The following is a 12,706-nucleotide window of genomic DNA, read 5'->3' on the forward strand; positions in this document are numbered from 1 at the left end:
GCCGGCCCCGTGCCGGTCGTCCGCGGGGCGCGCGATCCGCCGCAAGCGCGCTGTCAGCGGATCCTCTCGCCCGCCTCCAGCATGGCGATCATTTTCTGGAGGCGGGCGGCCCGGCCATCGGGGGTCCGCGTCTGCGCAAGACGCAAGATCACGATGTAGCGGTCCGTTCTGTTGAGCAGCTCGAAGGAGCCCTTCGCCTGCCCGTTCCGCTCCAGTGCGTCCGCGAGATCGGGCGGGACGGTGGCGTTCTTCTGCGATTCGTACGCCGCGTCCCATCTTCCGTCCGCCTTGGCGGACAGGACCTCCGCCAGACCGGGCTCCCGCATGCGCCCGGCGGCGACGAGCGCCTCGACCTTGTCGACGTTCACCTTCGACCACAAGCTCCCCGGCCGGCGGCGCGAATACTTCTGCAGGAAGTGCGTCTCGTCGCAGGATCTGCGCTGGCTGTCGATCCAGCCGTAGCACAGTGCGACATCGAGCGCTTCCGGGCATGTCACCGACGTCCTGCCCGAGTTCTTCTTGGCGATCTTCAACCACGCCCCGGCACACACCTCGTGATGGCCGTCCAGCCAGGACTCCCACTGATCGGCGTCGTCGAAGGTGATGATCTCCATGCCGTCGGCCGCTTCCACGCGGATCGCCGAGTCCGGCCCGCCGTGCATCGATGAGGGTTCGCCTGTCATGGAGAGAACATTACGGGCCCTTGTGGAAGGTACGGTTCCTCAATGCCCGGTGTTCTCGGAGAAATGCCCGGCGTTCTCGGAGAACGGCCGCCCCGGCGGAGCACGCCGCCCACGGCGTAGCCGCCGGGGCGACCGAGCTCAGAGGCGCCCCACCCGGTTCAGGTGGTCGCGTCCCACGACCCGCTACCCGGCGAGGTGCGGGGCGCGTGCGGCGGCGGAACCGTCCCGGATCACCTCACCGGTGAGGTTGCCGTTGGCCCCCGAGCCCAGGAAGACGATGATCCTGGCCACATCGTCGGAGTTCGAGAGCCTGCGGCTGGGCGTGGCGGCGGCGAGGGCGTCGGTGACGGGCCTCGGAATGCCGGGGCGGCTGTCGGTCAGGGTGAGGCCGGGGGCCACGACGTTGACCAGGATCCCGTCCCGGCCACCGTTCCAGGCGAGGCTGCGGGCGAGCCCGTACAGGCCCGATTTGGCGGTCCCGTAGGGGCCCGGCCCGGGCAGGCCCTCCTCCGCGACACTTGAGGAGACCAGCACGATGCGGCCCCAGCCCCTGGCGCGCATGCCGGGCAGGACCGCGCGGACCGACGCCGCGGTTCCGACCAGGTTGGCGTTGATCATCGCCTCCCATTCCCGCAGCGGTACGTCCTCGAACCGGACGCCGGGATCCGGCGGGCCGTCACCGCCCCAGCGGACGGCGTTGGCGACGAGGACGTCGATGCCGCCCCAGCGTTCGACGACGGTCGCGGCGGCCCGGCCGATGGTCGGCAGGTCTTCGAGGTCGAGCCGGACGACGTGCGCCTGCCCGCCTGCGGCTTCGACGTCCGCGGCGACCTTCTCCGCCTTGTCCGGATTGTTCCGGTAGGTGATCGCCACCCGGGCGCCCTCCCGCCCGTAGGCGCGGGCGGTCGCGGCTCCGATCCCGGTCGACGCGCCGGTGACCAGGACCACACGGTCTCTGAGTTCGGTGTCCATTGTGCGGGTTGTCCTCTCGACTTCGCTGATCGGGTACGGCCGGTGCGGGATGAAGGCCGGGCTCAAGAAGGCGTCCTGGCACGCACACGGGTGGCCAGGGTGTGCACCGCGTCGAGCGCCGCGGCCTGGGACGCCTCGTGCGTCTCGCGGAACTGGACGAGGAAGGGCATGACCCCGGCGTGGGTGAGCTCGGTGTGGACGAACTCCACGTCGTCCAATCCGAGCGAGGAGAAGAAGGCGCGCAGGTAAGGCTCCTGGAAGTCGAAGGGCTCCCGGGGGGTGCCCGGTCCGTAGGCGCCGCCGCGCGCGCTCAATATCACGGCCGACTTTCCCCCGAGCGGCAACCACGGCAGGGCCACGCGGTCGATCCATGCCTTGAGGGCGGCGGGCACCGAGAAGTTGTACATGGGGGCGCCGACGAGCAGGACGTCCGCCGCGAGCAGTTGCTCCACCAGCGGGCGGGTGGCCGCCCAGGCCGCGGCCAGTTCGGAGGTGGCGGCGGCCGCCTCGTCCATGGCCTCGATGCCGCGCACCCCCTTCAGGGAGGACTGGGTGGCGAGCCGGACACGGGCTTCGTCGACGGGCGGCACGGGTTCCGCGACCAGGTCGCGGTAGGTGTAGGTCCCTTCGGGATTGGCCGCTCTCCACTCGGCGGCGAAGCTCTCGCCGAGCTTGCGGGAGAACGAGCCGCTCCGCGCACTGGCGTCCAGATGCAGCAGATGCGTCACGGAACCACCTCTCATTCCAGATGATCTGATTTCGAAATCAATATAGACCAAGATGGTTTTAAATCAAGAAGATTTTTGCTTGCTATCATGCGGCCATGGCCACCTCTCCCGCGTCCGCCGACCCGCCTGGCAGCTGGTTGCACGAGGACCTGCACTGGCTGTTCGCCCGGCTGAAGCAGGGCCTCTCCACGGCGGAGGCCGCGGTGGTGCGGGAGCACGGCATGAACCTCTGGGGCTACACGGTGCTGATGGCGATCGTCGAGGCGCCCGCCCGCACCCAGCTCGCCCTCGCCCAGGCCGTGTCGGTCGACAAGAGCAAACTGGTCCTCATCCTCGACGAGCTGGAGGGCGCCGGCCTGGTTCTCCGCCGGCCGGACCCCGCCGACCGCAGAGCCCGCATCATCGAGGTCACCCCCCGGGGGAGCCGCGCGCTCAAGGCCGCACGCGGTGACATCGAGGCGGTCGAGGAGCGGCTGCTGGCCGACCTCGACGTCCCGGCACGGACCGCGCTGAGGGACGCGCTACGGCATCTCGCCGGCGCTCCCATCCTGAGGGTCGAGGACGGGCAGTCACCCGGAACCGCCTGCCCCCCGCACCAAGCCTGAGGGCGGCGACGCCTCCAGTCTCGGCACGGCCGCGCCGGAGGCCCTCAGCCGCGGCCCGGGGGCATGGGCCGGCGCCTTCCGCCGGCGGGGACGCCCGGGTCGGGTACGGCGTCGGCGCCGGTCAGCAGGGAGTCGGGCCTCGAAGCGTCCCAGCCCGGGACGCTCAGCGCGTTGAGGGCCGCGACGATCTGCTTCTCCTCGTAGACGGAGTGCGATTCCAGCAGGGCGGCCAGGCCGTCCAGCTCGGCTCGCACACGCCGCGCCTCGGGGCCGGATCCGTTCCGGCCCCGAGGCCGCCGAGCAGCTCTCCCAGCCGCTGCAGGATCCCGGCCACGATGTGGTTGATCGCGCTCCAGCTCCTGGAGCGTGGGGCGCAGTTCGGGAAACCGCTCCGCCAGGGCGGGGAGCGCCCCGAAGGCGGCGGCGACCATAGCACGCCCCCCGGGGACGTACCGTGATCGGCACAGGTTTCGCCCCGGGAAAGGTGCCGCCACTGTGACGACCACCATCGATGACGACGTGCTGATCCTGTCCGACCACGACGAGGACGACCGCTCCTCCGGTGCCGCGGCCGCGGCCGCCAGCTCCGATGCGGTCAAGGACTACCTCCGGCGGATCGGCAAGGTCGCGCTGCTCTCCGCCGAGCAGGAAGTGGAGCTCGCCCGGCGCATCGAGGCCGGGCTGTTCGCCGCCGAATGCCTCGGCACGCAGGCCCAGGCGCCGTCCACGGTCGTGCGGGCGGAGCTGGAGTGGCTGGCCGAGGACGGCCTGCGCGCCAAGAACCACCTGCTGGAGGCCAACCTCCGGCTGGTCGTCTCGATCGCCAAGCGCCACACCGGCCGCGGCATGGCCTTCGCCGACCTGATCCAGGAGGGCAACCTCGGCCTGATCCGCGCGGCCGAGAAGTTCGACTACACCAAGGGGTTCAAGTTCTCCACCTACGCCACCTGGTGGATCAAGCAGGCCGTCACCCGCGCGCTGGCCGACCAGGGGCGCACCATCCGGATTCCGGTGCACATGGTCGAGGTGATCAACAAGGTGGCCCGGGTGCAGCGGCAGATGATGGTCACCCTCGGCCGCGAGCCCAGCCCGCAGGAGCTCGCCGTCGAGCTGGACATGACGGTGGAGAAGATCACCGAGGTCCAGAAGTACGGGCGTGAGCCGATCTCCCTGCACACCCCCCTGGGCGCCGAGGGCGATGCCGAGTTCGGTGACGTGATCGAGGACTCCGAGGCGATCCTGCCGGAGGAGGCGGTGACCTTCATCCTGCTGCAGCGGCAGTTGCACGCGGTGCTGGAGGCGTTGTCCGAGCGCGAGGCCGGGGTGATGCGCCTGCGGTTCGGGCTGGCCGACGGACAGCCCAAGACCCTGGACGAGATCGGCAAGGTGTTCGGCGTCACCCGGGAGCGGATCCGCCAGATCGAGTCCAAGACCATGTCCAAGCTGCGCCACCCGGCCCGCGCCCGGGCGCTACGCGACTACCTGGGATGACAGCCTCCTGGGCCGGCCGGCGGGCAGACGACTCCTGGCCGGTCCCGGTCCTGCCCGCCGACGCGACGACCGTCTCCTCCGGGCTCTGACGACCGGCCGGCCGGTGGCCGGCGGCCCGCTCTCCTGCGGATGACCGGTGGCCCGGGCGATTCAGCGACCCGGAGCACGCCGGGGGGCGCGAAACGGCCCGGACACGGGGATGCCGTGCCGGGCCGTTCCGCACCGACCCTCGATCAGAGGAAAGGCCCAGAGGCTCAGGGGGTCGGAGTCGGAGTTGGGGTCGGGGTCGGGGTGACGGTTTCCGTCACGGACGGGGTCGGGGCCGGCGTCTCCGTCGGGGTCGGGGTGGGTGGCACGGTGGGCGTCTCGGTCACCGTCGGGGTCGGGGTCGGGGTCTGCGGCGGTGTGGGGCAGGGCGTGGGGGGCCGCCACTTGACCGTGCCGGGCCACCACTGCCGGTGGTGCCACCAGTCGTTGCCGCGCCGGTTCTTCTTGCCCTGCCGCGACAGGTCGTAGACATAGGCGGCCGTGGCCGTCGTTCCCTCGCGCGTCGAGGTCAGGGCCACCCAGTCCCCCTGCCTGACCTCGCTGTTGCCGCGCTTGCCCGCGACGACGCGGGTGTCGTCGGTGATCGTGTACGCCTGCTCGAAGCCGTCGCGACTCCGCACGGTGATCGTTCCTTCGGTCACGGCGGTCGCCTCACCCGTCTGGGCGAACACCGTGACGAACACGCACGGGTCCTCCGTCCCCGCCAGGAACTCGCCGTGCACCGCGCCGGTGAGCTCCAGGGGATGCACGGTGGGCAGCGCCGTGGGGGTCGGGGCGGGGGTCTCGGTCGGGGTGGGGGTCTCGGTCGGTGTCTCGGTGGGGGTCGCCGTAGGGGTCACCGTGGGCGTCTCGCTGATCGTCTGCGTCGGGGTGGGCGTCGCCGCCGGTGGTGGCGCGGGCGTCGCCGCCGACGCCGCGGCCATCCCGATGCCACCCGACGTCAGCAGCACCACGGCCGCGGCGACGGTCAGCGGCCGCTGAACGCCCCGGCGTGGTCCGCCCGCTCCGATCGGCTCCTGTTCGTTCGGCTTGTCACGGTTGGTTGGTGTCACCATGTCCTCCCGTCTGAGGTGTCCCGATTGAACGCCCGCCGGCCTGAGACGGTACGAGCTTGTCGCTCACCCGCCCCGCCGCGGATGATGATCACGACGGCTCCGTCGCAACGATCTTCCAACGGGCATCCGAAGCCTGCCCCCTTCCGCACGGCCCATGCGGCCGCCCGGCGGCCCGCCCTTGCGTGCCGCCGCCTTCCACCAGCTCACCCCGGTGATCCACGCCGGGAGAAAATCCGGTGCGGGCGGTACGGTCCCGGCCGGGAGGCCGGGACGGAGCCCACCGCCAGCCGCCCGGAGGCCGGCATCCGGGCATCCGGACGTCGGGCGGCGACCGCCGGCCGCCGGCCGGAGCGGGCAGCGGGGGCCGCCACGGCGGAGGCCCGCCCCGCGAGGGCCCGCATCGCCGCCCTCTCCGCCTGCCGCGCAGACCGCCGGTCATCGCCCGAAAGCTCAGGACAGCAGCAGATCTCCGGCACCGTACGGCAAAGCCATGGCCGACGGCGGTTCGGCCCTCTCCCCGCGGGCAGGCGGTACACATGCGCGTAGTAGTCGTCGGGGCGACCGGGAACGTGGGCACGAGCGTGGTGTCCGCCCTCGTGTCCGACCAGAACATCACCTCCGTCGTGGGCCTGGCCCGGCGGCTGCCGGACTGGCGGCCGGACAGGACCACCTGGCACGCCGTGGACGTCGGCACCGGCGACCTGGAGCCGTATCTCGCCGGCGCCGACGCGGTGGTGCACCTGGCGTGGCTGTTCCAGCCCACGCGCGACCCGGTGACGACCTGGCGGACCAACGTCCTGGGCAGCACGCGGGTCTTCGAGGCCGCCGCGCGGCACAACGTCCCCGTGGTGGTCCACGCCTCGTCGGTGGGCGCCTACTCCCCCGGCCCGAAGGACCGGCCGGTCACCGAGGACTGGCCCACCCACGGCTGGCCGGGGGCCGCCTACGGCCGGGAGAAGGCGTACGTGGAACGCGTGCTCGACGTGTTCGAGCGGGACCACCCCGACACCCGGGTCGTGCGGCTGCGGCCGGGCTTCATCTTCAAGCGGGAGGCGGCGACCGAGCAGCGCCGGCTGTTCGGGGGCCCGTTCGTGCCCCAGCGGCTGGTACGGCCGAGCATGATCCCCATCGTCCCCGACACCCCCGGGCTCAAGTTCCAGGCGGTCCACGCCGAGGACGTCGGCGAGGCCTACCGCCTGGCGGTCACCCGGCCGGTGTCGGGCGCCTTCAACATCGCCGCCGATCCCGTGATCGAACCGTCCGTACTGGCCGAGCTGCTCGGCGCCCGCCTGGTGCCCGTCTCCGGCTGGATGCTCAGGAGTGCCGCCGCCCTGGCCTGGCACATGCGTCTGATCCCCGCCGCGCCCGGCCTGGTCGACCTGGTGCTCAAGCTGCCGATCATGGATGTCACCCGTGCCCGTACCGAGCTCGGCTGGCAGCCGCGCCGTACGGCGGTCGACGCCCTGAAGGAGCTGCTGGAGGGCCTGCGCACCTCCGCGGGCATGGACACCCCGCCCCTGTCGCCCGGCGCCGGCGGTCCCGCGCGGGCCGGTGAGCTGGCGAGCGGGGTCGGAGGCCGGCCGTAGGAACCGGAAGACGCGGCAGGGAAAACGACCGTAAAGAGCGGGGAAGACATCTCCGCCATCCCGTTGTGCCGATACGGGCCGGGTATAGCCGTCCTGCGTCGAGGCATCTCCGGCCCGACGACCAACAGGAGGACCCATGACCGCCGACAACCGCACGGACAAGGACCGGCAGCTCGACGAGGCCCGGGTCGGCTTCCAGGACACCGCCCTGACCACCGATCAGGGCATCCGGGTGGACGACACCGACAACTCGCTCAAGGTGGGCGAGCGGGGTCCGACGCTGATGGAGGACTTCCACTTCCGGGAGAAGATCACCCACTTCGATCACGAGCGGATCCCCGAACGGGTGGTGCACGCCCGCGGCGCGGGAGCCCACGGCTACTTCGAGGTCCACGACGACTCGCTGGCGGCCTTCACGGCGGCGCGGTTCCTCACCACGCCGGGGCTGCGGACGCCGGTCTTCACCCGCTTCTCCACGGTGGCCGGATCGCGCGGCTCCGCCGACACCGTGCGCGACGTGCGCGGCTTCGCCGTCAAGTTCTACACCCCGGAGGGCAACTTCGACCTGGTGGGCAACAACATGCCGGTCTTCTTCATCCAGGACGGCATCAAGTTCCCCGACTTCGTGCACGCGGTGAAGCCCGAGCCGCACAACGAGATCCCGCAGGCCTCCTCGGCGCACGACACGCTGTGGGACTTCGTGCAGCTCCAGCCCGAGACCACCCACATGATGATGTGGCTGATGTCGGACCGGGCACTGCCCCGCAGCTACCGGATGATGCAGGGCTTCGGGGTGCACACCTTCCGCCTCGTCAACGCCGAGGGCCGGGGCACCTTCGTGAAGTTCCACTGGAGGCCCAAGCTCGGCATCCACTCGCTCGTCTGGGACGAGACCCAGAAGATCGCCGGCAAGGACCCCGACTTCAACCGCAGGGACCTGTGGGAGGCGATCGAGAGCGGCGACTTCCCCGAGTGGGAGCTCGGCGTCCAGCTCGTGCCCGAGGAGGACGAGCACGCCTTCGACTTCGACCTCCTGGACGCCACGAAGATCATCCCGGAGGAGCAGGTGCCGGTGCGGCCGGTCGGGCGCCTGGTGCTCGACCGCAACCCCGACAACTTCTTCGCCGAGACCGAGCAGATCGCCTTCCATCTCGGCAACGTCGTGCCCGGCATCGACTTCACCAACGACCCGCTGCTGCAGGCCCGGCTGTTCTCCTATCTGGACACCCAGCTGATCAGGCTCGGCGGGCCCAACTTCCCGCAGATCCCGATCAACCGGCCGGTGGCCGAGGTGCGCAACCACCATCGCGACGGCTACCACCAGATGACCATCCCGCAGGGACAGGCGAGCTACCACCCCAACTCCCTGGGCGGCGGCTGCCCCGCGGTCGGCGGTGAGGGCGCCTACACGCACTACCAGGAGCGGGTGGACGGCAACAAGATCCGCAAGCGCAGCGAGAGCTTCGGCGACCACTACAGCCAGGCCACCCTGTTCTGGAACAGCATGGCCGGCTGGGAGAAGGAGCACATCGTCGCGGCCTTCCGCTTCGAACTCGGCAAGGTGGTCCACCTCCACATCCGCGAGGGGGTGGTCCGCAACCTCAACCAGGTCGACCACGACCTGGCCGTCATGGTCGCCGAGGGCGTCGGCGTGGAGCCGCCCGCCGGGGCCGCCGTCCCCAACCACGGCCACGGCTCCCCGGCCCTCAGCCAGGACCACGACCCGGTGCAGACCGTCGCGACCAGGAAGATCGCCATTCTCGCCGCCGACGGCGTCGACGCCGCCCAGGTGGAGGGCGTGCGGACGGCCCTCACCACCGAGGGAGCGGTGTGCGAGGTGCTGGCGGCGCGGGACGGCGCCGTACGGGGCGCGGGCGGCGAGCAGGTCCCGGTGACCCGCGCGCTGAACACCGTGGCCTCGGTGCTCTACGACGCCGTGGTGGTGCCCGGCGGGGAGGCGAGCGTGCGGGCGCTGAGCGAGGACGGCGACGCCGTGCACTTCGTCTCCGAGGCGTTCAAGCACGGCAAGGCCATCGGCGCGCTGGGCGCCGGGGCGGAGCTGCTGGAGGCCGCGCGGATCGGATCCCCGCCGGAGCCGGGGGTCGTCACCGGCGCGGAGGGGGACCTGGAGGGCTTCACCTCGGCCTTCGCCGCGGCGGCCGCCGCGCACCGCCATCCCGCACGCGACAGCAAGCGGATACCGGCGTGAGCGGTGGGAGCCGGTGCTCACGGTCGACGCGAGCGGATGGGAGCCGGTCCAGGCCGGCGTGAGCGGTGGACCCGGCCGGTGGGGCCCGATCCCGGCCGGCGTCCCCTCACCGCCGCTCCCGGCGCCCCGTCACCCAGGTGAGGAGGCGCCGGGGCAGGGCAGGAGGCGGGCATGACAACGCAGCTCTCACTGGAGGGGGTCACCCGGACGGCCGGGGGCACGGAGGAACGGCCGGGAGCGAAAAGGATCCTCGTCGGCACGGCCTCGTGGACGGACAGGTCCCTGCTGGACTCGGGCTGGTATCCCGACGACGTGTCCACCCCGGCCGCCCGCCTGGCCTACTACGCGTCGCGGTTCCCGATCGTGGAGGTGGACGCCACCTACTACCACCCGCCGGCGCAGCGCACCGTGGAGGCCTGGCGTGACCGCACCCCGCGGGACTTCACCTTCAACATCAAGGCCTTCTCCCTGCTGACCGACCACCCCACCCGGCCGGAGTCCCTCTACAAGGACCTGCGGGACAGGCTCGGCACGCCGAAGCGGACGGTCTACCTGCGCGACGTCGGTACGGAGATCGCCGAGGAGGTCTGGCAGCGGTTCCTCGGCGCGCTCAGGCCGTTGCACGAGGCGGGGAAGCTGGGGGTGGTGCTCTTCCAGTTCCCGCCGTGGTTCCCGATCGGGCGGGCCAACCGGCGCTACATCCTCGAATGCGCGCGACGCTGCAGGCCCATGCGCGTCTGCGTCGAGTTCCGCAACCACACCTGGATGGCGGAGGAGAGCCGCGCCGAGACCCTCGACTTCCTCGCCTCGCACGACATCCCCTACGTCTGCGTCGACATGCCGCAGGGGCACCCGTCGTCGATCCCGCCGATCCTGGCCGCGACCTCCGACCTCGCCGTGGTCCGCCTGCACGGCCACTCCGACAAGTGGACCAGCAAGAAGATCGAGGAACGCTTCGCCTATCTGTACTCGGAGGCCGAGCTCAGGCGGTGGGCGGTCAGGATCCGCGAACTCGCCGGCCGGGCCTCGACGACCCACGTGCTCCTGAACAACTGCTGCGGGGACAACTCGCAGCGCAACGCCGAACGGCTCGCCGTCCTCCTCGGCGACCCGGAGGCGGAGCGGCCTCCCGATTGACGGGACGGGCGCCCGGTCCACGGGACGACCCCCTGGCGGCGGAGCCCCTGCCGGCGGGGACGGCCCCGCGGGATGGATCCGTCCGGCAGGGGCGCGTCGCGGGCCGGTGACGTCGCCTCCCGGTGTTCGCCTGCCCCCCGCCCGGCGGTCACCGCGCCCTGCGCCTGGACGCCGCCATGGCGGCTCTGCGCTCGTCGGGGGTGGTGCCACCCCACACGCCGTACATCTGGTGGGTGTTCAGGGCGTAGTCCAGGCAGCGCAGCCGTACGGGGCAGCGGCGGCAGACGGATTTGGCCTGCTCGTACTGTTCTCGGCCGGGCCCCTCGGAGGACACGGGGAAGAAGAGCTCGGGGTCCTCGGTGAGGCAGGAGGAGCGGCGGGACCAGTGGATGATGGGAATGACGGTGCCCTGGATAGACATAGGCGGGTCCAATGAACGTGGAGAAGCTGACGGTGGGCGGCTCAACTTCTGGATCGGGTGCCCGCAGAAAACCCATTCATACCTTTTCGGATGAAAAATCACAGGGCCTTGACCTCGGTTTTCACGGTGCTCCCGGCCTCAGCGGAACCGGAAGGACCGCGGGCCGGTGATCTCGGTCTCGTCGAGGTGGTCGATCAGGTCGTCCTCCTCGTTCAGCCCGCTCTCCCTGACCAGCCGGGGCCCCATGTCACGGACCTGGCCGGCCATGTCCTCGTGGCCGATCGCGTCGAGCGCGGCGCGCAGCTTGGCCAGGCCGCGCCCCATCTCCACGCTCGCCACGTGGGAGAGCGTCGCGGGCAGCGCCCGCCGCAGGCTCTTCACCGCGACGTCCTTGTCGCGCTCCGGCAGCTGGGGCAGGATGTCCGCCAGCGTCGACAGGGCCACGGCGCACGTCTGGTGCTGCCGCGAGGAGGCGCTGACGACCACCAGGTCGATCAGCGCGGCCACGATGCGCCGCTGCACGGCGTCGTCGTAGACCACCGGCAGCGGCCTGCCGTACACCGCGGCGTCGGGGACGCCCGCGGCGGCCCAGCGGGCGGACAGGTCGCGCAGGGCGCCGACCGCGGCCAGCGCCACGTCGGGGTTCTGCCGGGTGGAGGTGGCCGCCCAGGCGACGTTGCCGAGCTGCTCGATGGCGTGGTCGGGGTCGACGTCGGCGTTGCGGGCCCGGTCGATCGTGACGCAGGTGAGGACCTTGCCGGCGATCCTGCCGCGCTCCTCGGGGCTCCCGCCGCGGATCCGGGCGACGGTGTCGCCGTAGGCGAGCAGGTCGCCGATCCGCACCTGGAAGGCGACCTCGACCCTGTCCCCGGTATCGGCCAGCAGCGACTCCAGGCGGGCCGTGCTGATGTCGATCACGTATCCCGTGGCGCGGGTGGTCACCGAGGTCGGCTCCTCCTCCAGCAGCGTCCTCGCGCGGCAACGGGCCAGCAGGGGCATCTGGCGCATCCGGGCCTGGTAGGCCAGCTCCTGGATCGAGCGGACCACGGAGGTGGGGCGCATCTGGTCGATCATGAGATATCCCATGAACACCAGCAGGACGAGCGCTCCGGCGGCCAGCGCCACCGCCAGGAGCGCCCCCACCCCGGCCCACTCGGGCCGCGAGACGGCCATCACGAGGTAGGTGTAGGTGGCACAGCCGGCGACGTATCCGAAATAGGCCTGGTTGGCCCTGCGCCGCAGGAACTGGTCGAACACCACCGGCGCGACCGACGTCGCGGTGTGGGAGATCGCCACCAGCAGCGCCGACAGGGTGAGGGTGGTCACCGTCACCAGGCCCGTGGCGATCACGCTCAGCATCTTGATCAGGTTGTCGTGCGGGAACAGCCGCAGGAAGACCGTCCTGACGCCGTCGGACCACTCCGAGGAGGAGACGTCGGCGAAGATGGCGCCCACCGCCAGCCCCACGGATCCGAGCACCATGAGCAACGGCGTGAACAGGAACTCCGCCGCGGACAGCCGCCAGCGGATCCGGAGATCCTGCTGGGCAGGCACAAGGCGCTGAAGATCGGATATTTCAGACATCGCAGACCATTACCCCGGAGTCTGCGGAGCAAACGATCATCCCGCCGCCGGGGCGCGGCGCCGTTCCGCCGTCCTCCTGCCGCCCGGGCGCGGCGCCGGCCACCGTCGTGAGGCCCGCCTCCCCGATCATCCGCGGCGCGGCGCCCCCGAGGCCGGCGCGGATGCGGGCGACGGGGACGCGGCGCCT

11 protein-coding genes and 1 pseudogene are annotated in these 12,706 nt (G+C 71.5%); 5 read left to right on the forward strand and 7 right to left on the reverse strand.

What is annotated here, in order from left to right; translation table 11 throughout:
* Positions 1 to 53: 53 nt before the first annotated feature.
* From SROS_RS26415 to SROS_RS26425, 3 genes are all read right to left on the reverse strand, one after another.
* On the reverse strand, positions 54 to 683 hold the full coding sequence (locus tag SROS_RS26415) for a YdeI/OmpD-associated family protein (protein WP_148269210.1): 630 nt from the start codon (positions 681 to 683) through the stop codon (positions 54 to 56).
* Between the two features lie 183 nt (positions 684 to 866).
* Positions 867 to 1,655, reverse strand: a complete 789-nt coding sequence (locus SROS_RS26420) for an SDR family NAD(P)-dependent oxidoreductase (protein ID WP_012891979.1) — start codon at positions 1,653 to 1,655, stop codon at positions 867 to 869.
* A gap of 62 nt (positions 1,656 to 1,717) precedes the next feature.
* Entirely contained in the window at positions 1,718 to 2,383 is a 666-nt protein-coding gene (locus SROS_RS26425; protein ID WP_012891980.1) for an FMN-dependent NADH-azoreductase, read from the reverse strand.
* 95 nt (positions 2,384 to 2,478) lie between these two features.
* Here SROS_RS26425 and SROS_RS26430 point away from each other — a divergent pair, with 95 nt between their 5' ends.
* Entirely contained in the window at positions 2,479 to 2,988 is a 510-nt protein-coding gene (locus SROS_RS26430) for a MarR family winged helix-turn-helix transcriptional regulator (protein ID WP_012891981.1), read from the forward strand.
* A gap of 44 nt (positions 2,989 to 3,032) precedes the next feature.
* On the opposite strand, the gene SROS_RS46220 is transcribed toward SROS_RS26430, so the two are convergent.
* Positions 3,033 to 3,242: a hypothetical protein gene (locus SROS_RS46220; protein ID WP_052317048.1), complete on the reverse strand. Its 210-nt coding sequence runs from the start codon at positions 3,240 to 3,242 to the stop codon at positions 3,033 to 3,035.
* A gap of 259 nt (positions 3,243 to 3,501) precedes the next feature.
* On the opposite strand from SROS_RS46220, the pseudogene SROS_RS26440 reads away from it, so the two are divergent.
* Positions 3,502 to 4,479 (forward strand): annotated as a pseudogene (locus SROS_RS26440) (RNA polymerase sigma factor); the annotation flags it as partial.
* A gap of 254 nt (positions 4,480 to 4,733) precedes the next feature.
* Here the strand turns inward: SROS_RS26440 and SROS_RS51195 are convergent.
* On the reverse strand, positions 4,734 to 5,582 hold the full coding sequence (locus tag SROS_RS51195; protein WP_169369389.1) for a hypothetical protein: 849 nt from the start codon (positions 5,580 to 5,582) through the stop codon (positions 4,734 to 4,736).
* 536 nt (positions 5,583 to 6,118) lie between these two features.
* Here SROS_RS51195 and SROS_RS26455 point away from each other — a divergent pair.
* From SROS_RS26455 to SROS_RS26465, 3 genes are all read left to right on the forward strand, one after another.
* Positions 6,119 to 7,168 carry an NAD-dependent epimerase/dehydratase family protein gene (locus tag SROS_RS26455; RefSeq protein WP_012891984.1) on the forward strand — a complete coding sequence of 350 codons (1,050 nt, stop codon included), beginning with the start codon at positions 6,119 to 6,121 and terminating at the stop codon, positions 7,166 to 7,168.
* A gap of 136 nt (positions 7,169 to 7,304) precedes the next feature.
* Positions 7,305 to 9,377 carry a catalase gene (locus tag SROS_RS26460; RefSeq protein ID WP_012891985.1) on the forward strand — a complete coding sequence of 691 codons (2,073 nt, stop codon included), beginning with the start codon at positions 7,305 to 7,307 and terminating at the stop codon, positions 9,375 to 9,377.
* Between the two features lie 171 nt (positions 9,378 to 9,548).
* Complete coding sequence (locus SROS_RS26465; protein ID WP_012891986.1) at positions 9,549 to 10,514, forward strand: DUF72 domain-containing protein; 966 nt, start codon at positions 9,549 to 9,551, stop codon at positions 10,512 to 10,514.
* Between the two features lie 148 nt (positions 10,515 to 10,662).
* Here the strand turns inward: SROS_RS26465 and SROS_RS26470 are convergent, their stop codons facing one another.
* Complete coding sequence (locus SROS_RS26470; RefSeq protein WP_012891987.1) at positions 10,663 to 10,935, reverse strand: WhiB family transcriptional regulator; 273 nt, start codon at positions 10,933 to 10,935, stop codon at positions 10,663 to 10,665.
* 138 nt (positions 10,936 to 11,073) lie between these two features.
* Complete coding sequence (locus SROS_RS26475) at positions 11,074 to 12,489, reverse strand: DUF2254 family protein (protein WP_043653001.1); 1,416 nt, start codon at positions 12,487 to 12,489, stop codon at positions 11,074 to 11,076.
* Between the last annotated feature and the right edge of the window lie 217 nt (positions 12,490 to 12,706).

This window comes from Streptosporangium roseum DSM 43021, assembly GCF_000024865.1.
GTDB classification, from domain to species: Bacteria; Actinomycetota; Actinomycetes; order Streptosporangiales; family Streptosporangiaceae; genus Streptosporangium; species Streptosporangium roseum.